Source organism: Dickeya sp. ws52, from assembly GCF_007210685.1.
Lineage (GTDB): Bacteria > Pseudomonadota > Gammaproteobacteria > Enterobacterales > Enterobacteriaceae > Dickeya > Dickeya chrysanthemi.
Genome location: NZ_SZVX01000002.1, coordinates 266,342 through 289,770, shown reverse-complemented (window position 1 = coordinate 289,770; position 23,429 = coordinate 266,342). Strand labels below are relative to the sequence as shown.

Below are 23,429 nucleotides of genomic sequence, written 5' to 3'. Positions count from 1 at the left end.
GCTTTCAATTTGTGAGTAAATTCACAGTTAATTAACATTGCGCTCTCTATGATGAGGGCGTACTGCGTAGGCCGGACGCCTTGTAATACGGCAACTAACCAGCCAATTAACTGGGCGGCCGCCGCGGCGAAAACGTTCACAATATCGGTTTCAGGATGTTGTTTGTTTCAGGATGTATTACCAGGCAACGCCGCCGAACCGGCGAACATTGTCTGAACACAGGGAAGTCAGGCTTTAAGCGGGCCATGCCTGCAAACTCCGTCCACACAGCGTTATCACGCCATGCGGACGATGACTAACCGACTGCCGTACAACGTCTACCTTGCGTCGTGCGGCCGGACTGAGAACTACCCTGCATAAACCCGGAGATATCATGAATAAGAAGGTTTTCACTCTCACCGCCCTGGTTGCCAGCATGATGTTCGGAGCTACCGCCCATGCCGCGGATATCCGTATCGGCGTCACTATCTACAAATACGACGACAACTTCATGTCGATGGTGCGCAAGGATATTGAAAAAGAAGCCAAGGCCCTGGGTGGCGTTGAACTGCTGATGAACGACTCGCAGAACGACCAATCCAAACAGAACGATCAGGTAGACGTGCTGCTGGCTAAAGGTGTGAAAGCGCTGGCCATCAACCTGGTTGACCCGGCCGCCGCCGCCATCGTGGTGCAGAAAGCGAAAGCCGCCGACGTGCCGGTGGTGTTCTTCAACAAAGAACCGAATGCGAAAGTTCTGGCCAGCTACGATAAAGCTTACTACGTCGGTACCGATTCCAAAGAGTCCGGCATCATTCAGGGCCAGTTGATCGCCAAACACTGGAAAGCGAACGCCTCCTGGGATCTGAATAAAGACGGCACTATTCAGTACGCGCTGTTGAAAGGCGAGCCGGGTCATCCGGATGCCGAAGCCCGTACCAAATATGTGGTAGACACCCTGACTAAAGAAGGGGCGAAAGTCCAGCAGTTGCAGATGGACACCGCCATGTGGGATACCGCAATGGCCAAAGACAAGGTTGACGCCTGGATGTCCGGCCCTAACGCCAACAAGATTGAAGTGCTGATCGCCAACAATGACGCAATGGCGATGGGTGCAGTCGAAGCGCTGAAAGCCCACAACAAGAGCAGTATTCCGGTATTCGGCGTTGACGCCCTGCCGGAAGCGCTGTCGCTGGTTAAATCCGGCGCACTGGCCGGTACTGTGCTGAATGACGCCGACAACCAAGCCAAGGCCACGATTGACCTGGCGAAGAACCTGGCGCTGGGCAAACCGGCGGGTGAAGGCACCAACTTCAAAATTGAAAACAAGGTGGTTCGCGTGCCTTACGTGCCGGTTGATAAAGACAACCTGGCGCAATTCACGAAGTAATCTCATCGGGGCGCAGCAACCGCTGCGCCCTCTACTGTTTGAGCGAATGATTTTCTCAGCCAGACAGCCATGTTCGGCTCGGCAACGTTTCAGCCAGGTACTTATTTCGGCCAGGTAAAATATGACCAGTGACACTCTAACCACTCAGCGCGAATTCCTGCTGGAGATGACCAATATCAGTAAGTCGTTTCCCGGTGTAAAGGCATTGGATAATGTCAACCTGAAGGTGCGCCCTCACTCCATCCATGCCCTGATGGGAGAAAACGGTGCAGGGAAATCGACTCTACTGAAATGTCTGTTCGGCATTTATCAGAAAGATTCAGGCAGCATTCAATTCCAGGGACAGGAAGTCGATTTCAAAAGCGCGAAAGAAGCGCTGGAGAATGGTGTATCCATGGTGCATCAGGAATTGAACCTGGTCTTGCAACGTTCGGTTATGGATAACATGTGGCTCGGCCGCTATCCGAAAAAAGGATTGTTCGTCGACCAGGAAAAAATGTATCGCGATACCAAGGCGATTTTTGATGAACTGGATATCGATATCGACCCGCGCGATAAAGTCGCGGCGTTGTCGGTATCGCAAATGCAGATGATCGAAATTGCCAAAGCATTCTCCTACAATGCCAAAATCGTCATCATGGACGAGCCCACCTCGTCTCTGACGGAAAAAGAAGTCAACCACCTGTTTACCATCATCCGTAAACTGAAAGACCGTGGTTGCGGCATTGTTTACATCTCCCACAAAATGGAAGAGATCTTCCAACTGTGTGATGAAATCACCGTATTGCGTGATGGTCAGTGGGTTGCCACCCAACCGTTGGATGGCCTGAATATGGACCAGATCATCGCCATGATGGTCGGCCGCTCCCTCAATCAACGCTTTCCGGACAAAACCAACACCCCCGGCGACGTCATGCTGGAAGTACGCGGTTTGACCTCAATGCGCCAGCCCTCGATCCGCGACGTGTCGTTTGACCTGCGCGAGGGGGAAATTCTGGGTATTGCCGGTCTGGTCGGCGCCAAACGCACCGATATCGTCGAAACCTTGTTCGGTATCCGTGAAAAACTCAGCGGCACCATCAAACTGCATGGCAAAGACATTAACAACCATACCGCCAACGAGGCTATTAACAACGGTTTTGCGCTGGTCACCGAAGAACGTCGCTCCACCGGTATCTATGCCTATCTGGATGTCGGCTTCAACTCGCTGATTTCCAATATCCACAAATACAAGAACAGTCTCGGCCTGCTGGATAACAAGCGCATGAAAAGCGATGTGCAGTGGGTCATTGATTCCATGCGGGTAAAAACCCCAGGGCATCACACCGCCATCGGCTCGTTATCCGGCGGTAACCAGCAGAAAGTCATCATCGGACGCTGGCTGCTGACCCAGCCGGAAATTCTGATGTTGGATGAGCCGACCCGCGGCATCGACGTGGGCGCCAAATTCGAGATTTATCAGCTGATTTCAGAACTGGCGAAAAAAGGCAAAGGAATCATCATCATTTCATCTGAAATGCCGGAATTGCTGGGCATCACCGACCGCATTCTGGTGATGAGTAATGGCCTCGTCGCAGGCATTGTCGAAACCAAGAACACCACGCAGAACGAAATTCTCCGTTTAGCGTCGTTACACCTTTAATGATGTAAGGGCTGTTACCATGAAAGCTACAACAACAAAAAGTGCGCTCACCTGGCTGAAAGACAGCGGCATTTACGCCGTACTGCTGGTATTGCTGGTGATTATTATTATCCAGGACCCCACCTTCCTCAGCCTCACTAACCTGAGTAACATTCTTACCCAGTCTTCCGTGCGCGTCATTATCGCTCTCGGCGTGGCCGGGCTTATCGTCACCCAGGGGACGGACCTGTCGGCGGGGCGTCAGGTCGGCCTCGCCGCCGTGGTCGCGGCCACACTGCTGCAGGCGATGGACAACAGCAACAAAGTGTTCCCGCATCTGGAAACCATGCCGATTCCGCTGGTCATCCTGATCGTCTGCGCTATCGGCGCGCTGATCGGTCTGGTCAACGGTATTATCATCGCCTACCTGAAAGTGACGCCGTTCATCACCACATTGGGTACGATGATCATCGTTTACGGTATCAACTCCCTGTATTACGACATCGTCGGCGCATCGCCGATCGCCGGCTTTGACGACCGTTTCTCTACCTTCACGCAGGGCTTTGTGCGCCTCGGCGATTTCAAACTGTCCTACATCACGTTCTATGCCGCGATTGCGTCACTGTTCGTGTGGATTTTGTGGAATAAAACCCGTTTTGGTAAAAACATTTTCGCTATCGGCGGCAACCCGGAAGCGGCCAAAGTGTCCGGCGTCAACGTATCGCTGAACCTGATTCTGGTGTACATGTTGTCCGGTGTGTTCTATGCCTTCGGCGGTATGCTGGAAGCCGGCCGTATCGGCAGTGCTACCAACAACCTGGGCTTTATGTACGAACTCGACGCCATCGCCGCGTGCGTGGTCGGCGGCGTGTCCTTTGCCGGCGGCGTGGGTACGGTGGCCGGCGTCGTGACCGGGGTTATCATCTTCACCCTCATCAACTACGGCCTGACCTACATCGGCGTCAGCCCTTACTGGCAGTACATCATCAAAGGCGGCATCATTATTTTCGCCGTTGCGCTGGACTCCCTGAAATACGCCCGCAAAAAATAACGCGTGCGTGCATCACCTTCTCTACCTGCCACCCCGGTGGCAGGTTTTTCTTTTTTACCGCACAGTAATAGGTGGCGAAACCCGGCTTATCGACGGGCTTATACTCCGCCGCCGGATAACCCGACGAAGACCTTATTTTGCACACGCGCCCGGCTGCTATAAAATAGCGCTTTTGTAGATTTCCACACGGTACGCGGCTGCCTTTTCCCCGCGTTGTCCGTTATGACGCTAGCTTGTAGGGAAAATAAATGAAAAAACTTCTCGCACTGACGGCGCTCGCCCTGAGCGCCTGTTTTATGCTCAGCGCCGCGCAGGCCGGCAGCACGCTGGACCGGGTTAAGCAAACCGGTGTCGTTCGCAACGTTCTGTTCAATGACTACCCGCCATTCAGTTATCTGGACGATAAAAATCAGTTGGTCGGTTTCGATGTCGACGTCGCCAACGCCGTTGCAAAGAAACTGGGAACCAGGCTGGAACTGGCAACCCCCGGCTGGGAAACCATTGTCGGCGGGAAATGGCAAGGCCGTTGGGACATGTGCATCTGCTCGATGACCCCCAATGCGGAGCGCGCCAAAGTACTCGATTTCAGCACGCCCTATTACAGCACCTTTGCCGTCCTGATCGTCCATAAGGATGAGAAGAACATCCAATCCGCCGCCGACCTGAGCAACAAGAAAGTCGGGTTGGGGCTGGGGTCCAGCTATGAGAATTACCTCAATAAAAGTCTGGCGATCCCCGGCGGTAAGCCGATCGACTTCCCGTTTAACCACGTGCAAGCGGTGCCCACCGACGAAGACATGGCGTTCCGTAATCTGGCGCTCGGCCCGGGTAAACGGCTGGATGCGGTAATTTCCGATCGCATCACCGCCAAACCGCGTATCGAGAAACTGCCGCAGTTGCGTATTTTGCAGCAACTGTATGCCGAACCGAACTGGATTGCCGTCGACAAAGGCGACCCGGAATGGAGCAAAACGCTGGCCGACGCCATCTCCGCGCTGCGCGCCGACGGCACGCTGAAAGCTATCTCGATGAAATGGTTTGGTGAAGACATCACCGGGGTCACCCCGTAATGTCGCGATCGTCTGCTGAAAACTCGTCACACATGCCGCCGGCGCCTGAGCGCGCCGGATTGGGTTTTCGTCTGCGCGCCGGCCTGACCTGGCTGGTGCTGCTCAGCCTGCTGCTGTGGCTGTTTTCGTTTATGGATCTGGATACCGGTCTGATCCGGCAAAAATTGCCGTCCATGTTGGGGATGCATCTCTCGCCGGATGGTTTCATTCAGGGAGCGGTACTGAGCGTCGTCATCACGGTGATTTCCATGCTGTTTTGCATCCTGCTGGCGGTCATCACCGCGGCAGGCCGGCTCTCGTCCAGTGCCATTGCATTCGGCTGCGCGACGTTTTACGTCTCATTGTTTCGCGGCACACCGCTGCTGGTACAGGTGTTGATCATCTACCTTGCGCTGCCGCAGGTCGGTATCGTCATGAGCGCCTTTACGTCCGGTATCATCGCGTTGTCGTTAAATTACGGCGCCTACCTGGCGGAAACTATCCGCAGCGGCGTGCTCGCGGTGCCTCGTGGTCAGAAAGAGGCGGCGATGGCGCTGGGACTGTCACGCTGGGTCATTACCACCCACGTGGTGGCGCCGCAGGCGCTGCGTATCATTATTCCGCCCGCCGGTTCGCAGTTCATTTCGATGATCAAAGATTCGTCGCTGGTGTCGCTGATGGGGTTATGGGAACTGAACTTTCTGGCGCAGTCTTACGGCCGCAGTACCTATCACTACATGGAAATGCTCACCACCGCCGCGGTAATTTATTGGTTGCTGTCCATCGGGTTGGAATTGCTGCAAGGCCGGCTGGAACGCCGTTTTGGCCGCGGCTACGAGCACCACGAGAGTAAAATCTCGTCCTGAACATCCCTTAGTACCACGCTCACTATGCCGTAACGGCGACTTTAATTATTTACATAATCCGCGTCAGCCCTGTGAAATATCAGGGCTTTTTCTTTTTCGCCTCCCTTTTTCACCGCTTTTTCGTTGCAAACAAAAATAATTATTATTATTTTTTCTGCCTTAATTTTACGAGAAAAGAATAATGCGCATCGTTTTTCTCCTCTTCGCCATGCTGTGCCTTACCCCACTGGCGCAGGCCAAAACCGTTACCGACATTACCGGCCGCCAGGTCGTCATTCCGGATAATCCGCAACGTATTGTGCTGGGCGAAAGCCGTATGCTGTATACGCTGGCTTTGCTGGAACCGGACAACCCGGCACAGCGCGTGGTGGGATGGCCGGGCGACCTGGCACGCTACGATGCACAAAGCTGGGGTCGTTATACCGCCAAATTCCCCGATATTGCCCGTATTCCGCAGTTAGGTAACGGCAATCTCAATAGCGTCAACGCGGAAACGCTGCTGCCGCTAAAACCGGATTTGGTCATTCTGCCTCGCCTGGCCAAAGGCGCCGACAACGAGCAGAGTATCCAGCAAGCATTAACGCAGGCGGGTATTCCTTATCTCTATGTCGATCTGCGCATCGAACTGCTGAAAAATACCCTGCCCAGCCTGCGCCTGCTCGGCGATGTGCTCAACCGACAGTCACGCGCCGATGCCTTCATCGCGTTTTACCAACGCCATATGGACGTTGTCAAAACGCGGATAGCCCAGTATCAGGGCCACAAAACCACGGTGATGCTGCATCTGCACCTTGGGCGTCGGGATACCTGCTGTACCACCGCCGTCAACGGTAATCTCGGCGAATTGCTGGCCTTCGCCGGCGGTGAGAACATCGCCGCCGGCAAAGTGAAAGGCGTCTATGGCGAGTTAAGCCCGGAACAGGCTCTGGCGGCCAGACCGGATGTCTACATCGCCACCGGGATGGCCGGGCCAGACGGCAAACGCCTGTCCGATCTGATGCTCGGCCCGGACGTAACGCCTCGTCAGGCCGGCGACAGCTTACGTACCTTGCTAACGCAAGAACCGCTACTCTCCCACCTGAGCGCCGTCGGCAGCGGCCGTGCCTGGAGTATGTGGCACAACTTTTATCTCAGCCCTTATCACGTGGTGATGGTGGAAATGTTCGCCAAAGCCCTTTATCCAACGCTGTTTAGCGATATCGACCCGCAGCAAACCTTACAACAACTCTATCAACAGTTTTTACCGATTGATTTTTCAGGGACCTATTGGAGTCAGTTAACACATGAATAACCGTCACCGGCAAAAAGGCTGGCCGCTACTGGCTTTGCTGCCGTTCAGCCTTCAGGCTGCCGCCGCATCCACCGAGAGCAACGCCACCCCAAATACCAACAAGCAGGAAGATACCCTGGTGGTGAACGCCAGCACGTCCGCCGGCAGCACCAGAGAAACCGGCTACCAACCGCACAGCGCCGTAACCGGCACCCGAACCGATAGCCGCCTGCTGGATATCCCGCAAGCCGTCAATGTGGTGCCGCAGCAGGTACTGGAAGATCAAGCGGTAAGAAGTCTTGACGACGCGTTATACAACGTCAGCGGCATCACCCAGGCCAACACGTTGGGGGGAACGCAGGATGCGGTGATGAAGCGCGGTTTCGGCGATAACCGCGACGGGTCGATCCTGCGTGACGGCGTGCGCTCGATTCAGGCGCGCAACGTTACGCCGACCACCGAACGGGTAGAAGTATTGAAAGGCCCGGCGTCCATGCTGTATGGCTGGGGCGAACCCGGCGGTATGATCAACATCATCAGCAAAAAGCCGGAACTGGTGCAGAAAACTCATATCGAAGGCTGGAACAGCAGCTTTAACGGCGGCGGCGGCCAGTTAGATATCACCGGCCCGCTCAGCACCTCCGGTCTGGCTTATCGCATGATCGTCGATCACGATGAAACCGACTACTGGCGCAACTTCGGCCGTAATCGCCAGACGACGATTGCGCCGTCGCTGATGTGGTATGGCGACAGCACCACGGTGCGCGTTGCTTACGAGCATATGGAATACCTGACGCCGTTCGATCGCGGCACGGTAATCGATAGCCGCACCGGCAAGCCGGTCGCCACACCGCGTGAACGCCGGTTTGACGAAGCCTACAACGCCACCCGCGGCGATCAGGACACGCTGACGTTCCAGATGGAAAACGCCATCAACGATCGCTGGAAAACCAAACTGAATTACGCCTACAGCCGCAATACCTATAACGACAATCAGGCTCGCGCCATGTCGCTCAACCCCAATACCGGATTCCTGACGCGCCGGGCCGATGCGACCCAGGACGCGCACAGTCAATCGCAGAACGTGCAACTGACGCTGAATGGCGATACCGACTGGGGCGGCGTCAACCACCAGTTGCTGTTCGGTTTCGACCACGAGGCTGACCGTACCCATCGCGGTAATATGATCCGCGGCAGAACCAACAGCAGTTTCAACATTTATAATCCGGTATATGGCCTTTTCCCGGCTTCCAACTCTGTTCTTGCCACCGAGAGCGACCAGAAAGAAGACGTCGATAGCACCGGCATTTTCATGCAAGACGCCATACGGCTGGATGAACATTGGATGCTGTTGGGCGGCGTACGCTATGACCGCTTTGATGTGATGTCGGGCAAAGGGCGCCCCTTCGTGACCAATACCGACAGGTCCGACAGCCGGGTGGTGCCGCGCGCAGGCGTCGTGTACAACCTCACCTCTTACGCCTCGTTGTACACCAGCTACAGTGAATCCTTCAAGCCTAACTCCGCCATCAATAAACCGATAGGGGAAGCGATGGAGCCGGAAGTCGGACGCTCCTACGAGGTCGGCGCCAAACTGGATCTCCCCAATCGCATTACCGCCAATCTGGCGTTGTTCGATATTCAAAAACGTAACGTGATGGTGGATGAACTTCAGACCATCAACGGCGTGAGCGAAACCATCACCCGCACTGCCGGCAAGGTACGTTCGCAAGGGGTGGAAGTGGATGTGGCCGGTAAGCTAACCGACAGCCTGAGCCTGATCGGTTCCTATGCCTTTACCGATGCTCGCGTTACCAAAGACCCGACGAACCAGGGCAACGAAATGGCCAATGTGGCGCGCCATACCGCCTCATTGTTCCTGACCAATGACTTCGGCACGATGGGCCTGCACGCCGGCGATGACCTGCGCGCAGGTATCGGCGCTCGTTATGTCGGCCGTCGCCCCGGCGATGCCGCCAACAGTTTCTTCCTTGACGACTACACCGTAGCGGATGCCTTTATCGCCTATAACGTGCCGATCAACGGTTACAAAGTGAAGTGGCAACTGAACATCAAAAACCTGTTCGACAAGACCTACTACCCTTCCAGCGGCAGTAGCCAATATGTTTCGATTGGCGACCCGCGTGAAGTGGTGTTGCGCGCCAGCGTCGACTTTTAGTCATCACGTCTCATATCAAAAGCGCGCCGCCATCTTACGGCGGTGCGCTTTGCTACATTTTCGCCGCCAGCCGATTGACCCGACCAGCCCTGCTGGTTAAGGTCACGTCATCACCCACTACCAGGATGCTTTATGCCGGAGATCCATGAAGTCGTACGATTGCGCCCACTGGAGCGCGACGATCTCACTTTCGTTCATCAACTGGATAACAACGCCAGCGTCATGCGTTACTGGTTTGAAGAACCTTACGAAGCGTTTGTCGAACTGAGCGACCTGTACGACAAACACATCCACGACCAGAGCGAACGCCGCTTTATCATTGAACACGACACCACCAAGGTCGGTCTGGTGGAACTGGTGGATATCAACCACATCCATCGCCGCGCCGAATTTCAGATAATCATCGATCCGGCGCATCAAGGACACGGCTATGCCAGCGCCGCCGCCCGGCTGGCAATGGATTACGGCTTTTCGACTCTCAACCTCTACAAGCTGTACCTGATCGTAGACAAAGAGAACCAGAAAGCCATCCACATCTACACCAAGCTGGGGTTTGAAGTGGAAGGCGAATTAATCCACGAGTTTTTCATCAATGGCGAATACCGCAACACCATTCGGATGTGTATCTTCCAGCATCAGTATCTGGCGAAATACAAAAACCCCGGCGGCAAAAACGGCGAAAACACGCTATAACGTGCCGACTCGCCGGCAGTAAACAGCGCCTGAGGTTAACTCAGGCGTGATAACGCCGAAACAACGCATTGCCGCGCAACAGACGCAAGCCCAGCCAACTGCCGTACAGCGACAACAGCAACGCCGCCATGACCGGCAACCCGCCCCACAGCCACAAGTTCGGCTGCCACGGGAAATCAAACACCTTGCGTTGCAACAGCCACAGCGCCGCCTCCGCGCCCAGCGCCGCCGCTATGCCGGCCGATAACCCCAGTACCGCGAATTCCCACCATAACGTGGCGCGCAACAACCGGCGGCTTGCCCCCAATGTGCGATACACCATCAGTTCCTGGCGGCGTTGACGCATACCGACCTGAATCTGCGCCAGCAACAACAGCGCGCCGCAGAACAACACCAGCACCACCATCACCTCCAGCGCTAACCCCACCTGCTGCAACACCGTGCCGATCTGCTTCAAAATGGCGCCGACATCCAGCACCGTCAACGTTGGGAATTGTCGGTTTAATTGGGTTACCAACGTATCGCCGCCGTCATAGCGGAAACTGGTTAGCCACGATTGCGGCTGGCTATCCAGCGAACCCGGTGGAAAAATAAAAAAGAAATTCGGCCGCAAGCTTTCCCAATCCACCTGTCGCAAGCTGCTGACCGTCGCCTGAAACGGTTGGGTATCGCCGGTAAACGTCAACGTATCGCCGATTTTCACCCCGAGGCGCTGCGCCACCCCTTGCTCTATCGACACTTCGCCCGCTTTCGGCGGCCATTGCCCCGCCACCAACGGATTATGCTCCGGCCGCTGAGCCAGCCAGGTCAGATTCAGTTCCCGGTTGACGGTTTCGCCGCCGGGATCATCTTCACGAATCAGATCGGTGGCACGCAGCCCATTAATTTCCGTCAGACGGGCACGAATAATCGGGTAAAAAGTTTCCGGTTTGACCTGATGTTGCGCCAGAAAGTCCGTGACCTGCGGCACCTGGTCGGCATTGATATTCAGTACAAAGTAATTAGGGCTACCCGGCGGTAACTGCTGCTGCCAGCGATCCAGCAAATCGCCGCGCAACAACAGCAATAACGCCAGCAACATGAAAGACAGCGAAAATGCCGCCAGTTGGCCCAAGGTGACCCACGGCTGGCGTAACAAGCGGTTAATCGCAAGACGCAATGCCAATGTTTTCAGCGTCAGACGGCGCAGTAATAACAAGCCGCCCCAACCAATGCCGCCCAACAGCAACGACAACGCCAACATCCCCCCCAACAGCGACCATAACAACGCGCCGCCGCCGGACATCACCACCAGTAAACCGATCACCACCGTCGCCACCACCGGCAGGTAGTAACGCAACGGCCAGACATTCGCCACCACATCCTGACGCAACACCCGCAACGGCTGAGTCGCCAGCAGTTGCCGGTAAGGACGTATCCCGACCAGCAGCGAAATCAACACCAGCGTTCCCAGCGCCCATGCCCACGGCCATAATCCGGCAACAGGTAATTCACCGGGCAGCACCGGAGCAAGAGCCCGTATCAGCAACGCCTCAAAGCCAGTCCCCAGCAGGCTGCCGCACAATGCCGACAACGCCAGCACCGATACCCACTGCCCGATAATCAACCGGCGCAGCGCCTGACGCCCGGCCCCCAGCGTTTTGAGCACCGCCACCAGATCGTAGCGACTGCGGCAGTAATGCCCCATCGCTACCGCTACCGCCGCCACCGACAGCAACAGCGTCAGCAACGCCGACAGCAATAAAAATTGTTGCGAGCGCTGCAATGATTTACCCAACGCGCTTTGCGAATCCGCCATGCCGTACCAGCGTTGATCCGGCTTTAACTGCGGGGTGATCACCTCGCTAAAGCGGTCGATTTGCGACGGCGTGCCGGCAAACATATAGCGCCAGGTAATACGCCCGCCGGGTTGAATCGCGCCGGTTTTCTCCACATCCGCCAGGTTCATCAGCACCCGCGGCGCCGTCTCGAACGGGTTAAATCCGGCATCCGGCTCCTGCACCAGTTCCCCGGCGATGGTCAACGTGGTATCACCGACATCCAGCCGATCGCCGACCTTCAACCCCAGCAAAGCCAGCAGCCGCGGCGCTGCCAGTACGGAACCCGGCGCAACCCGTAATCCTGCTGGCTGGGTTTTCAACTCGCCATACAGCGGATAACGCTCGTCGGTGGCTTTGACCTGCGCCAGTTGCGCGTTGTCGCCCGCGTAGGTCATGGTCATGAATGACACCTGCCGGCTCTGCGTCAGCCCTAATTGCTGCGCCTGCTGCAACCACTGATCATCTATCGGGCGGGAAGCCCGCAGCACACGATCGCCGGCCAGAAAATCGCGACTCTGCTGGCTTAGCCCTTTGTCCATGCGATCGCTGATAGAGCCGAGCGCCAGTACGCAGGCGACCGACAACGTTAACGCCAGCCAGACAATCAGCAGCGACGGCGAGCGCCATTCCCGCCAAAACCAACGCCAGATCATGCATCCTCCCACAATTTACCGTCGCGCAGCCGCAGACAACGCTCACAACGCGCCGCCAGTTGCTCATCATGCGTCACCAGAATCAGGGTAGTGGCAAAATCGCGATTAAGGGAAAACAGCAGGTTAGCAATGCGCTCACCGGTCTGCCGGTCGAGATTACCGGTCGGCTCATCGGCAAACAGCACCCGTGGACGCCCGCTGAATGCGCGCGCCAGCGCCACACGTTGCTGCTCGCCGCCGGAAAGTTGGGCGGGTAAATGGTGTAACCGCGCCCCCAGACCGAGTTGCTGCAACAGTTGCTCCGCGTGCTGACGGCTCTGACGATCGCTTTCACCGCGCAGCAACGCCGGCAGTTGCACGTTCTCCAACGCGGTCAGCGTCGGCACCAGCATAAAAGACTGGAACACAAACCCCACGTCCTGCGCCCGCAACGCGGCCCGGCCCTCTTCATCCAGCCGGTCCAGCCGCTGGCCAAGCAACGACACCTGCCCGCTGCTGCCGTCATCCAGCCCGGCCAAAATCCCCAGCAGGGTGGATTTCCCCGAGCCGGACTCGCCGACCAGCGCAATGGTCTGAGCAGGTTTGACAACCAGCTCAACTCCGGTGAGGATGGAGAGCTGATTTTCCCCCTGACCAACGTGCTTACTAAGATGATGAACTTCAAGAATGTTTTCCGCAGGCATGTCGTTATCCTTCTATTTTGGGGCCTGTTCAGTCTGCGCGCCTTCGCGGCAGACACCCTGTTGGTGCTGGGCGACAGTCTAAGCGCAGGCTATCGCATGGCGGCAAATCAGGCCTGGCCGGCGTTGTTGGATGCCGCCTGGCAGTCTCGCCCGCCCGCCGTTCCGGTGCGGGTGGTGAACGCCAGCATCAGCGGCGACACCGCAACGCAAGGTCTGTCTCGCCTGCCCGCTTTACTCAAACAACACCAACCGCGCTGGGTGTTGGTCGAGCTCGGCGGCAATGACGGCTTGCGTGGCTTCCCGCCACAAAACGTAGAACGGGATCTCGCCGGCGTCATTAGCCAGATAAAAACAGCCGGAGCCCAGCCGTTACTGATGCAAATTCGCTTACCAGCCAACTACGGGCGGCGCTATACCGAGTCGTTCAGCGCGGTTTATCCACGCCTCGCCGGTACGTTTAGTATTCCGCTGTTGCCGTTTTTCATGGAACAGGTTTATCTCAAACCGGAATGGATGCAGGATGACGGTATCCATCCCACCCGTGACGCCCAGCCGTTTATCGCCGAATGGATGGCAAAACAGCTCGACCCCGTTATTAACCAGCACTGAGTCGATAAAGACTGACAGTTAACCACGACTCTTGATATTTAAGCGTTTTCGTTAGGTAAAGTTATGCAAAAAGCGGTTTTGATTACCGGTTGCTCCAGCGGCATTGGCCTGATTGCCGCACAATGTTTGCAACAACGCGGCTATCGCGTACTGGCGGCTTGCCGCCGTCATCAGGATGTGGCGCGCATGAATTCGCTCGGCTTTGAGGGAATCGACCTGGATCTCGATAGCAGCGCCAGCGTCAGACAGGCCGCCGATATTGTCATCGCACTCACCGGAAACCAGCTCTATGGCCTGTTCAACAACGCGGGTTATGGTCTGTACGGTCCGCTTAACACCATTTCCCGTCAGCAACTGGAACAGCAGTTCTCCAGTAACCTGTTCGGTACTCATCAGTTAACCCAGTTGCTGCTGCCTGCGATGTTGCCGCATGGCGAAGGGCGAATTATCCAGACCAGCTCGGTCATGGGACTGATTTCCACCCCGGGGCGAGGCGCTTACGCCGCCAGTAAATACGCGCTGGAAGCCTGGTCCGACGCATTGCGCATGGAACTGCACGGCAGCGGTTTACACGTATCGCTGATCGAACCCGGCCCCATCAGTACCCGATTTACCGACAATGTCGCTCAGACACAGCAGGAACGGCCGGTTACCAACCCCGGTATCGCCAGCCGCTTTACGCTACCGCCGGAAGCGGTGCTGCCGAAGCTGATTCATGCGCTGGAAAGCCCACGCCCGAAACTGCGCTACCCGGTCACGCTGCTTGCCCACGGCATCACCGTGCTGCGCCGGTTGCTGCCGGGGCGCGTACTGGATCACTTGCTGCGGACAAAATCCTGATTCGGGGTTGAAGTAACAGACATCACCCCCATAATGGCTAAAAAGGCTGAGAGAGAACGACATGCTTGAACAACACGCCAACGTGATTGATATCAACGAGACCAATTTGCATCAGGTGCTGGAACACTCTATGAGCGCGCCGGTGCTGTTCTATTTTTGGTCTAATCGCAGCGCCCATTGCCAGCAACTGGAGCCGGTGCTGGACAAACTGGCGGCCGAATACGCCGGTCAGTTTATTCTGGCCAAGGTGGATTGTGACGCGGAGCAGCGCGTGGCGGCACAATTCGGGCTGCGCGCCATCCCAACGGTTTATCTGTTCAAGGATGGTCAGCCGGTGGACGGTTTTCAAGGGCCGCAGCCGGAAGAGGTCATCCGCGATCTGCTGCAGCGCGTGCTGCCCAAAGCTGAAGATCTGAAACTGGCTCAGGCTCAGCAGTTGATTCAGGAAAACCAGTTGAAAGAAGCGGCGGTGCTGTTGAAAGACGCCTGGCAACTGGATGCCAAACGTAGCGATATCGCGCTGCTGCTGGCGGAAGTTCAGATTCAGCTCAACCGTACCGATGATGCGCAAGCGGTGTTGGACACCATTCCGTTGCAGGATCAGGACACCCGCTATCACGGGCTGGTAGCGCAAATCGAACTGATGAAACAGGCGGCGGACACGCCGGAAATCCAGCAATTACAACAGCAACTGGCCGCCTCGCCGGACAATCAGGAGCTGGCGGTGCAGCTCAGCCTGCAACTGCATCAGGTAGGGCGCAACGAAGAAGCGCTGGAATTGCTGATGGGGATACTGAAAAAAGATCTGGCCGCGGCCAACGGCAACGCCCGTAAAACACTGATGGATATCATGGCCGCGCTCGGCACAGGCGATGCGCTGGCGGCGCGTTACCGCCGCCAGTTGTATTCACTGCTGTACTGATCCGGCGACCTAACGCGGGGGCTCCCCCCGCGATTTCCCTGCCGGTACGACGACTGTTACAACGTGTCCAACACGCTTATCCAACCGTGACCGCCGTACGCTGACCAGCCATTAAGCCAACGGCGCAGCATGTTCATCGCCAGCATCGCCACCATATCCTGATGCGTCTTCCGGCTATAACGTCTCACATTTACCTGAATCGTCTGAGCGAATGTTCCGTCAGGCGTATGCAACGCCAGCGTCAAAACCCCCTCATCCGAATGGCCAACAAACAATGCCAGCTCTGCCTGATAACGCTCCGCCAACGCGCGTGTAGACTCCGCAATGGCCGCCAGCGTCAACGCCGATTCGTTCGCCCGCCATTCGCCGCCGGATAGCGGTACATCCGCCTCGCGCAACTGCCAGTTAAGCAAACCGGCGGTAAAATCTTCAGCAACGGCCAGATGCAGCCCTCGCTCGCTCAGGCGGCGCGCCAACTGCGCAGGTAATCCTTCCGTCCCCTCGAAAATCGCATTTTCACCGGCGACATCGCGCACGGTTTGCCACACGGCGTCCATCTCTTCACGCCGTATCGCCGGGCCGGTCAGCTTCAACTCAATAATCGGCATGGAAGAGCGGTATCCCAGCACCACATCCGCTGGTAACGGCAAACTATCGAGTTGGCTGGCAAGATCGCTTTCGGAACGGCCAAAGGTCGTCAGGCGCAAACACAGCGGCGGCTCAGCCACGGAAAAACGCTGGCGCAAACGTGGCAAAATCTGCTGCTCCACCATCACCTTAAATTCAGACGGCACGCCCGGGGTGAAAAACATCAGACACTTATTCAACTGCATCGCAAAACCGCACGCAGTACCTACCGGGTTATCCACCAACTCCGCGCCGGCAGGGAGTTGCGCCTGTTTACGGTTGCTGTCGGCCATGACGCGGCCACGCTCGGAGAAGAAGGCTTCCATGCGGGCGATCCACTCAGGATGTTCAACCAGTGTTTCGCCAGCCGCGGTAGCTGCCGCCAGCGAACTCAGATCATCGCTGGTAGGCCCCAGACCGCCATTCACGATCAACACGTCGGCGATCCGGCTGCGCTCGGTCAATGCGGCCACCAGCTCCTCCAGCTTATCGCCCACCGTCATGCGGCTGGTCATCGGCACGCCTTGTGAAAACAGGTAATCCGCCAGCCAGGCGGCGTTGGTATCCACAATCTGCCCGTGTAGCACTTCATCACCGGTACATAACATCTCAACCCTAAGCATCCGCAGTACTCCTTATGATGGTTTCACTCCACTTTAGAAACTCGACGTCATAAACACAATGGCGCTTTCCTACTGCAAAAACACAAAAGGCGTGATAAACACGCCTTTTGTTTCGTCAACGATGCGGAGGAATCAGAAATTCAGACCCACGCCGACATACGCCGTATCCGCTACGCGGTTGTCATTGCTCGATTCGCCGGAGGCCATATTGATGTAGCGGTAGCCAACATCCAGCGACAGCGGACGGAACGGCTGCCAACGCACGCCGCCACGGGCTTCCACATAATGATCGACATGGCTTGAGAACGCGTCCGGCGAGTAATAACCTTCGCCATACAGGGACACGGAACTGGTCACCGGCACCTGTAATCCGCCGCCGAGCGCAACGCCATAACCATCTTTAAAGCGGTTCTGGTTCAAATAAAGCCCTTTGGCTCCGACTTTGAGCGACGCGTTGCTCAGCGCAAAGGTATAATCCGCACCGACGCTGTAGACGTCATTGCTGTGTTTGTCATCATGGCTCCAGCCAGCATTACCGGACAAACCGGGCACACCCAGGCCGAAACCAGCGCTGGCTCCCGTGTAATCACGTCCTGCTTCCCCAGAAATACTGATGGCATGAGCGGAAACCGTCGCCAGCAGCAGACTTCCCGCACAAGCAATAACCCACTTTTTCATTTCCATAATCCTTAATACGATAAGTTAAACGCGCATAACACCGTGATGTTAACACGCATTTTACCCAAATATTTAACGGCCAAAAGCGTAAATAACCGCAAGCCGGATAAGATTCGGCCGGAAAATAGAGACATTATTCTCCGGCGACGCCTCACCGTCATACCTTCTTCGCCGCAATCAGCGGTTCAACGCGTTTGCAGATCCACCCAGGCTTTCACCTGCCGGCGAGATATTTTTATCCCGCCGTTTTTCAACTCGGCCGGCAACAGGTAACACGCGACCGGGCGCTGAAATCCCGCCAGGCGGGATTGCCACCATGCCGCCAACTGGGGCAACGGCAACGCGTTTTCCACCTCAACCACCGCCACCGGGCGCTGGCCGAATTCCGGGTCGTCAACGGGAACGACGCACGCGTAAGCGACTTGCGGGTGCTGCAACAAAACGGCTTCCACATCTTCAGGTTGGATCCCCTCGCCGCCGCTGAAAAACTGGTTATCCAGCCGCCCCAGAACTCTCCATTCGCGCCCATCCCACTCGCCTCGATCCCGGGTATGAAACCAGCCTTTTGCGTCAGTCAGCGGGGCCAATCGGCCATCACGCCAATAACCCACCGCCAGACAACGTCCACGCAACAGAATTTCTTCCCCCTCCAGCGTTATCTCGCGCCCGGCCAACGGCAACCCAACGCCGCCGTGAGTGTCGGCACGTTTGGCGCACACTGTCGACGCCAGTTCTGTCAGGCCATAACCGCACCAGCACCGAATCCCGCGATCCTCAGCCTGTTTCGTCAATTCCGCCGGGATCATCGCCCCACCCAGCAATACGGCGCGCAGGCTAATCGGCGCACGATTCTGCGACAGAAGACGCCAGAGTTGGGTTGGAACCAGCGAGGCATGGGTACAAACCCGCAGAGCGACCTCCAAAGGCTGGTTTGGTTTCACCACCAGCGATGCCCCGGCAGCCAGCCATCGCCAGACGATGCCCTGCCCGGACACATGAAACAACGGTAATGACAACAACCAGCGATCACCTGCACTAAACGCCATCAACGCCAACACGCCTTCGGCGCTGATCAAATGGGCCTCGCAGGTATGTACCGCCGCTTTCGGCATACCGCTGGAACCGGAGGTTAACGTCATGGTCGCCAGCCGTTTTATCGCCCACGGCAACGGCGGCGGGGTATCTGATCCTGATGACGGTGACAAGGCGGGCAGATTCAATGGAAGAACCCCCGGCGGCCAGTCATGCCCGCCAAGGCACAAGCCGTAGTCGATATTCAGCGATGGCAGCAACGTATCCAGCAATGTGCCCGGCAATTGCGGATTCAGCGGTAGTAAACGTGCGCCGCATTGCAGCAGCGCCAGGTAGCAAAACAGCATCTCGGTGCTGTTTTTACCCCGCAGCGCTACTCCCATCCCAGGCTCGACGCCCTGGCAGACAAACGCTGATGCCAGTTGGTTTAGCCGGGCGGACAATTGCTGCCAGGTCCAAATCCCGCTGTCGTCTATCAGCGCCGGCGCCATCGGCTGGGATACCGCCCAGCTTCGCCAGGGCCAATCGGTCAGGCTCGCCATACCTGCTCCAGCCCGTCGGCCGCGATTAACGGCAAGGCGCAGTCAGGCCAGGCACGCGCCACTTGCGCCTGCATCAGGTCCAACGTATCCAGCCCCGGCAATACGCCCGGCGTCAGCCAATGCGCCAGCCGCGCCAGTTGCGTCAGACCCAGGCTGGACTCAATACTGGAGCTGATTACCGCGGTTAAACCAGCCTGGCGTGCCTGCGCCACCAGTTGGCGACAACGGTGCAGGCTGCCCGTGAGCGAAGGCTTGATGATAATCGCCGCGACCCCCGGTTCAGCGACAACCTGGAACCCCGGCTCGCGCACACTCTCATCCCAGGCAATGGCGATACCGGTAGCCTGGGCGAAATCACGCGACTCGTCCCGGGTTTTGCAGGGCTCTTCCAGAAAAGCGATGCGGGAACGGTAAGCAGGTGCGACATAGCGGGCAAAACCGTCGGCTTTCTGCCGCGTCCAGCTACGGTTCGCATCCAGACGCAGCCGTAAATCAGGCAGCGCTTCCAACAATAGATTCACGATCATGCCGTCGCGCACCGCTTCATACAACCCGACTTTCACCTTCGCCAACGGTTCAGGCAGGCCTTGCAACATGGCAAACAGTTCATCCGGGTCGCCGTTGCACAGCGGCGCTTTACGGTAATCCGCCGCTTCAGGCAGTTCACCGTGCAGTTCTGCCAGCGCACAGCTGACACCGAAATCGACGGACGGCAAACCGCTCTCATCCGGTGCCTGCCCCATCAGCCAGCGTTGCAACTGCGCCTGTGCGGCACCGAGCGCCTCTTCAAGCGTTTCTACGCTGAACTGCGGCAACGGTGCTATCTCCCCCCACCCTTCACGCTCGCCGTCACGCAGGCGAAGCAGCAACCCGTCACGGGTTTTCAGGCGCTGGTTACGTAGCACCACCCCAGCGTCCATCGGCACGCCGTAACGATAGAGGATTGCCTCGCGCATTAGGGGTTCCGCTTGAATTTGCTGAAGTCGGGCTGGCGTTTTTCATTAAAGGCATTACGGCCTTCCTGCCCTTCTTCCGTCATGTAAAACAGCATCGTGGCGTTGCCGGCCAGTTCCTGCAACCCAGACTGACCATCGCAATCGGCATTCAGCGCCGCCTTCAGGCAGCGCAACGCCATCGGGCTGTTCTGCAACATTTCACGGCACCAACGTACGGTTTCGCGTTCCAGTTCCGCCAGCGGTACCACCGTATTGACCAGCCCCATATCCAGCGCTTGTTGAGCATCGTACTGACGACACAGGAACCAGATCTCACGGGCTTTTTTCTGACCAACGATACGCGCCATGTATGAAGCGCCCCAACCGCCGTCAAAGGAGCCGACGCGCGGCCCGGTCTGGCCAAAAATGGCATTTTCCGCGGCAATGGTCAGATCACACATCATATGCAGCACATGACCGCCGCCGATGGAGTATCCCGCCACCATCGCCACCACCGGTTTCGGGCATGTACGGATCTGACGTTGAAAATCCAGCACGTTCAGGTGATGAACGCCGCTGTCGTCCTGGTAACCGCCGTAATCGCCACGGACTTTCTGGTCACCACCGGAACAGAACGCTTTCTCGCCTGCTCCAGTCAGGATGATGACGCCAATACCGTCATCATGGCGTGCATTATCCAACGCCTGAATCATCTCTTTTACCGTTTGCGGACGGAACGCATTGCGTACCTGAGGACGATTGATGGTGATTTTGGCAATGCCGTCGGCCGACTTGTGATAAAGAATATCGACAAAATCCCCACTGCAATCGTGCCATGTTACCGGTGCGTAAAGCAGTTCTTCACTGGGATAAAGCATATTGAATCTTCCTTTCCGGATACGAAATAAACTGGCGAACCCGTTCAGCATAGCCTGACGGGTTCGCCTGATGAGCATTGTGCCCGGCGCCATCCACGCTCAGCAGCGGCAAGCGATGCTGCGTGGCCAGCGCCTGGAATTTAGTGTCCTGACTGCCGCAGAGATAGCCGAATGGAACCTGTAGCCGCTGTAATGCCTCAGCCAGATAAGGCTGGCGAGACAGCGAAGTCGCTTCCAACATATCGGCGACGGCAAGCCCGTGGTTGCCGCTGCGCAGTGCTATCAAGGACAAGCGTTGCGCAGGCGACAACGACGCAAAAACAGGCTGTCGATACCAATCCGGCAGCACGCGATTAAGCGGCTCATGGCGAAAGCGCCGTGCCCAATCGGCATCATGCCGGCGCCGTGCCTCGCGTTCTTCCGCCGATGCCAACCCCGGATGCCCGCCTTCCACCAGCAGCCCCCGCAAACCGGCAGCCTCGCTCTGACAGGCATAATGCATGGCAATACGCCCTCCCAACGAGTACCCCAGCAACCAGAAATCAGCCACGGCGTATTGCGCCAATAACCGGGTCAATTGTCGGCTTATATCATCGAAATCGGCGGCCTTTAACGACGCGGATGCGCCATGTCCCGGTAAATCCACCAACAGCACCGGCCAGTCGGTCAAATACGGCAATATCGGTTGCCAGTCCTCGCCGCTGCCGAGCAGGCCATGCAGCATCACCAGCCAGGGTTTACCTGATTGCAGCACCCCCAACCGGCGGCAATACATCACCACGACGGCACCTCGGCCAGTAGCTGTTGCAGCGTTTCAGCCCCTGCTTTAGGTTCTACCACCACTTCAAGTAGCGTCGTTCCCCCCAACCGCCATCCGGTGCTTACCGCGTCCTGAAGGTCCGACCATTGCTGAGCCCGGGCGTAACGTAGCCCGAACAGAGCCGCCGCGTGGCGAAAATCCACCTGCTGCGGCATACAATAAAACGTTTCCCGTTGCGCTTCGGGCGTCGGCAGTAACGAAAAAATCTGCCCGCCGTCGTTATTTACCACCACCAGCACCAGCGGTGCGGGTGGTTGGCGCAGCAACGCTAATCCATTGAGGTCATACAGCGCCGATAAATCGCCGACAATCGCCAGCATCGGCCGGGCATTGGCGCGCTGTACGCCCGCCAGCGTCGATAACAGCCCATCAATACCACTGGCGCCACGGTTGGAATATACCGGATACCCAGCAGGCAGACGGGCAAAAGCATCCACCAGCCTCACCGTCAGGCTGTTGCCGACAAAAAACTGCCCCTCAGGCGGCAGCAATTCGCTGACGCGATGCGCCAGTTGCGCTTCACCGAAACCCACGGATAAACGGGCCGCCACCTGCCGGGCAACCCGCTCCGCGCAGGATGCCACCTCCGGCGCCCAGGGTGCCTGGGCTATCGCAGGATGCGCCGCCAGCCAGTCGGCAATATCGGCGACTAATCGGCGCCCCCGATGCTGGGCAGGGTCAAGCCGCCCCGGCAGGCTATCAATCAACCAATATTGCCCGGGCGTGACTGTTGCCTGCCACTGCAGCAGGCGTTTTCCCGTCAGGCTGGCGCCAAACTGCACCACAATGTCAGCCTGACGCAATGCATCCGCCTGCGGGTGCTGAAGCCATAAATCCGCGCACGCCAACGGTTGGCCGGTTTGCGACAGCGCATCACCAATCAACGGCCAGCCGAGCTGATGCGCCCAGTCGGCTATTTTCTCACCGACGTGCGTCGGCACTCGCCCGGCAATCACTACGCCACGCCGCTTACGCCATTGCGGCCAGTCAGGCTGCCCCAACGCAGCCGATACGCCATGTTCACACTGCAACCAAGGCTGCGGCTGGTTCCACCAGTCGCCCAACGCCTGCCGCCAGTCCTGAAAAGCGTTGGGGTCGTCCTCGCCATATAACGGTTCGGCGAACGGGCAATTGATATGCAATGCGCCATAGCGCAATTCGCCCAACGCATTATCAAGCGCAGACACCAGCCAACGAGCCGGAATATCAGGGGTGGGACGCGGCAAATCCAGCGTCATCGTCGGGTGTGAGGCAAACATACCGGGTTGCCGAATCGCCTGATTAGCGCCGCAGTCGATCAGTTCCGGCGGGCGATCCGCCGTCAGTATTATCAGCCTTTCGCCGGTCAGCCCGGCTTCAATAATCGCGGGATAAAGATTGGCCGCCGCCGTACCGGACGTCACGACCACCGCCACCGCTTCGCCGGAAGCTTTGGCTAGCCCCAGCGCCAGATGCCCGAGACCGCGCTCGTCAAAATGGGTATGGCATACCAGCGCCGGGTGCGAGGCGGCAGCCAGCGTCAAAGGCGTAGAACGAGATCCCGGCGCGATGCAGACATGCCGCACGCTATGATGGCTGAGCGCTTCAAAAATGACCGTTGCCCAGCGACGGTTAAAAATATGTGTGGACATGTTCGACTCAACAACTCCGGTTGCGGGTTGTGGTAATA

The 23,429-nt window shown here is 57.3% G+C and carries 20 protein-coding genes; 11 read left to right on the top strand and 9 right to left on the bottom strand.

All coding sequences use genetic code 11. The annotated features are described in order from the left end of the window. Positions 1-373 precede the first annotated feature (373 nt). The 8 genes from mglB (at position 374) to speG (ending at position 10,098) form a co-directional block, all read left to right on the top strand. Positions 374-1,369: a galactose/glucose ABC transporter substrate-binding protein MglB gene (mglB, locus tag FDP13_RS03130; RefSeq protein ID WP_012770669.1), complete on the top strand. Its 996-nt coding sequence runs from the start codon at positions 374-376 to the stop codon at positions 1,367-1,369. 121 nt (positions 1,370-1,490) lie between these two features. Next, the gene (mglA, locus tag FDP13_RS03125; protein WP_012770670.1) at positions 1,491-3,011 is read left to right on the top strand and encodes a galactose/methyl galactoside ABC transporter ATP-binding protein MglA; all 1,521 of its coding nucleotides are present in this window, start codon (positions 1,491-1,493) and stop codon (positions 3,009-3,011) included. 19 nt (positions 3,012-3,030) lie between these two features. Continuing rightward, complete coding sequence (gene mglC, locus FDP13_RS03120) at positions 3,031-4,041, top strand: galactose/methyl galactoside ABC transporter permease MglC (protein ID WP_012770671.1); 1,011 nt, start codon at positions 3,031-3,033, stop codon at positions 4,039-4,041. Positions 4,042-4,289: 248 nt separating this feature from the next. Further along, a complete protein-coding gene (locus FDP13_RS03115; protein WP_027712775.1) occupies positions 4,290-5,111 on the top strand; it encodes an ABC transporter substrate-binding protein in 822 nt (273 codons plus the stop codon). Beyond that, the gene (locus FDP13_RS03110; protein WP_081979766.1) at positions 5,111-5,956 is read left to right on the top strand and encodes an amino acid ABC transporter permease; all 846 of its coding nucleotides are present in this window, start codon (positions 5,111-5,113) and stop codon (positions 5,954-5,956) included. The genes FDP13_RS03115 and FDP13_RS03110 overlap by 1 nt, the downstream gene beginning before the upstream one ends. A 181-nt stretch (positions 5,957-6,137) precedes the next feature. After that, the gene (locus FDP13_RS03105; RefSeq protein ID WP_143838570.1) at positions 6,138-7,247 is read left to right on the top strand and encodes an ABC transporter substrate-binding protein; all 1,110 of its coding nucleotides are present in this window, start codon (positions 6,138-6,140) and stop codon (positions 7,245-7,247) included. After that, positions 7,240-9,405, top strand: a complete 2,166-nt coding sequence (locus tag FDP13_RS03100) for a TonB-dependent siderophore receptor (RefSeq protein ID WP_143838568.1) — start codon at positions 7,240-7,242, stop codon at positions 9,403-9,405. The genes FDP13_RS03105 and FDP13_RS03100 overlap by 8 nt, the downstream gene beginning before the upstream one ends. A gap of 132 nt (positions 9,406-9,537) precedes the next feature. Next, the gene (speG, locus tag FDP13_RS03095; protein WP_012770676.1) at positions 9,538-10,098 is read left to right on the top strand and encodes a spermidine N1-acetyltransferase; all 561 of its coding nucleotides are present in this window, start codon (positions 9,538-9,540) and stop codon (positions 10,096-10,098) included. Positions 10,099-10,138: 40 nt separating this feature from the next. Here the strand turns inward: speG and ybbP are convergent, their stop codons facing one another. Together ybbP and ybbA are read right to left on the bottom strand one after the other, a co-directional pair. Beyond that, the gene (gene ybbP, locus FDP13_RS03090) at positions 10,139-12,571 is read right to left on the bottom strand and encodes a putative ABC transporter permease subunit YbbP (RefSeq protein WP_143838566.1); all 2,433 of its coding nucleotides are present in this window, start codon (positions 12,569-12,571) and stop codon (positions 10,139-10,141) included. After that, complete coding sequence (ybbA, locus tag FDP13_RS03085; protein ID WP_012770678.1) at positions 12,568-13,254, bottom strand: putative ABC transporter ATP-binding protein YbbA; 687 nt, start codon at positions 13,252-13,254, stop codon at positions 12,568-12,570. The genes ybbP and ybbA overlap by 4 nt, the downstream gene beginning before the upstream one ends. Here ybbA and tesA point away from each other — a divergent pair. From tesA to FDP13_RS03070, 3 genes are all read left to right on the top strand, one after another. Then, entirely contained in the window at positions 13,225-13,863 is a 639-nt protein-coding gene (gene tesA, locus FDP13_RS03080; RefSeq protein WP_199886293.1) for a multifunctional acyl-CoA thioesterase I/protease I/lysophospholipase L1, read from the top strand. The genes ybbA and tesA overlap by 30 nt on opposite strands. 63 nt (positions 13,864-13,926) lie before the next feature. Next, a complete protein-coding gene (locus tag FDP13_RS03075) occupies positions 13,927-14,703 on the top strand; it encodes an SDR family oxidoreductase (protein ID WP_143838561.1) in 777 nt (258 codons plus the stop codon). 61 nt (positions 14,704-14,764) lie between these two features. Next, a complete protein-coding gene (locus FDP13_RS03070) occupies positions 14,765-15,625 on the top strand; it encodes a co-chaperone YbbN (protein ID WP_143838559.1) in 861 nt (286 codons plus the stop codon). A gap of 56 nt (positions 15,626-15,681) precedes the next feature. On the opposite strand, the gene FDP13_RS03065 is transcribed toward FDP13_RS03070, so the two are convergent. The 7 genes from FDP13_RS03065 to menD form a co-directional block, all read right to left on the bottom strand. Continuing rightward, positions 15,682-16,875, bottom strand: a complete 1,194-nt coding sequence (locus FDP13_RS03065; RefSeq protein WP_143838557.1) for a nicotinamide mononucleotide deamidase-related protein YfaY — start codon at positions 16,873-16,875, stop codon at positions 15,682-15,684. Between the two features lie 132 nt (positions 16,876-17,007). Next, positions 17,008-17,553, bottom strand: coding sequence for a YfaZ family outer membrane protein (locus FDP13_RS03060; protein ID WP_012770683.1), 546 nt, complete (start codon positions 17,551-17,553; stop codon positions 17,008-17,010). A 185-nt stretch (positions 17,554-17,738) separates the two neighbouring features. After that, entirely contained in the window at positions 17,739-19,127 is a 1,389-nt protein-coding gene (gene menE / locus FDP13_RS03055) for an o-succinylbenzoate--CoA ligase (protein ID WP_012770684.1), read from the bottom strand. After that, complete coding sequence (menC, locus tag FDP13_RS03050) at positions 19,115-20,083, bottom strand: o-succinylbenzoate synthase (RefSeq protein ID WP_143838555.1); 969 nt, start codon at positions 20,081-20,083, stop codon at positions 19,115-19,117. The genes menE and menC overlap by 13 nt, the downstream gene beginning before the upstream one ends. Further along, a complete protein-coding gene (gene menB / locus FDP13_RS03045) occupies positions 20,083-20,940 on the bottom strand; it encodes a 1,4-dihydroxy-2-naphthoyl-CoA synthase (protein WP_012770686.1) in 858 nt (285 codons plus the stop codon). Before menB ends, menC begins: the two co-directional genes overlap by 1 nt. Continuing rightward, complete coding sequence (gene menH / locus FDP13_RS03040) at positions 20,924-21,715, bottom strand: 2-succinyl-6-hydroxy-2,4-cyclohexadiene-1-carboxylate synthase (protein ID WP_143838613.1); 792 nt, start codon at positions 21,713-21,715, stop codon at positions 20,924-20,926. Before menH ends, menB begins: the two co-directional genes overlap by 17 nt. Further along, complete coding sequence (gene menD, locus FDP13_RS03035; RefSeq protein ID WP_143838553.1) at positions 21,715-23,391, bottom strand: 2-succinyl-5-enolpyruvyl-6-hydroxy-3-cyclohexene-1-carboxylic-acid synthase; 1,677 nt, start codon at positions 23,389-23,391, stop codon at positions 21,715-21,717. The genes menH and menD overlap by 1 nt, the downstream gene beginning before the upstream one ends. Between the last annotated feature and the right edge of the window lie 38 nt (positions 23,392-23,429).

Coding starts and splice junctions, on each gene's coding strand:
- mglB (WP_012770669.1), top strand. CDS start 374: ATGAATAAGAAGGTTTTCACTCTCACCGCCCTGGTTGCCAGCATGATG.
- mglA (WP_012770670.1), top strand. CDS start 1,491: ATGACCAGTGACACTCTAACCACTCAGCGCGAATTCCTGCTGGAGATG.
- mglC (WP_012770671.1), top strand. CDS start 3,031: ATGAAAGCTACAACAACAAAAAGTGCGCTCACCTGGCTGAAAGACAGC.
- FDP13_RS03115 (WP_027712775.1), top strand. CDS start 4,290: ATGAAAAAACTTCTCGCACTGACGGCGCTCGCCCTGAGCGCCTGTTTT.
- FDP13_RS03110 (WP_081979766.1), top strand. CDS start 5,111: ATGTCGCGATCGTCTGCTGAAAACTCGTCACACATGCCGCCGGCGCCT.
- FDP13_RS03105 (WP_143838570.1), top strand. CDS start 6,138: ATGCGCATCGTTTTTCTCCTCTTCGCCATGCTGTGCCTTACCCCACTG.
- FDP13_RS03100 (WP_143838568.1), top strand. CDS start 7,240: ATGAATAACCGTCACCGGCAAAAAGGCTGGCCGCTACTGGCTTTGCTG.
- speG (WP_012770676.1), top strand. CDS start 9,538: ATGCCGGAGATCCATGAAGTCGTACGATTGCGCCCACTGGAGCGCGAC.
- ybbP (WP_143838566.1), bottom strand. CDS start 12,571: ATGATCTGGCGTTGGTTTTGGCGGGAATGGCGCTCGCCGTCGCTGCTG.
- tesA (WP_199886293.1), top strand. CDS start 13,225: ATGAACTTCAAGAATGTTTTCCGCAGGCATGTCGTTATCCTTCTATTT.
- ybbA (WP_012770678.1), bottom strand. CDS start 13,254: ATGCCTGCGGAAAACATTCTTGAAGTTCATCATCTTAGTAAGCACGTT.
- FDP13_RS03075 (WP_143838561.1), top strand. CDS start 13,927: ATGCAAAAAGCGGTTTTGATTACCGGTTGCTCCAGCGGCATTGGCCTG.
- FDP13_RS03070 (WP_143838559.1), top strand. CDS start 14,765: ATGCTTGAACAACACGCCAACGTGATTGATATCAACGAGACCAATTTG.
- FDP13_RS03065 (WP_143838557.1), bottom strand. CDS start 16,875: ATGCTTAGGGTTGAGATGTTATGTACCGGTGATGAAGTGCTACACGGG.
- FDP13_RS03060 (WP_012770683.1), bottom strand. CDS start 17,553: ATGAAAAAGTGGGTTATTGCTTGTGCGGGAAGTCTGCTGCTGGCGACG.
- menE (WP_012770684.1), bottom strand. CDS start 19,127: ATGGCGAGCCTGACCGATTGGCCCTGGCGAAGCTGGGCGGTATCCCAG.
- menC (WP_143838555.1), bottom strand. CDS start 20,083: ATGCGCGAGGCAATCCTCTATCGTTACGGCGTGCCGATGGACGCTGGG.
- menB (WP_012770686.1), bottom strand. CDS start 20,940: ATGCTTTATCCCAGTGAAGAACTGCTTTACGCACCGGTAACATGGCAC.
- menH (WP_143838613.1), bottom strand. CDS start 21,715: ATGTATTGCCGCCGGTTGGGGGTGCTGCAATCAGGTAAACCCTGGCTG.
- menD (WP_143838553.1), bottom strand. CDS start 23,391: ATGTCCACACATATTTTTAACCGTCGCTGGGCAACGGTCATTTTTGAA.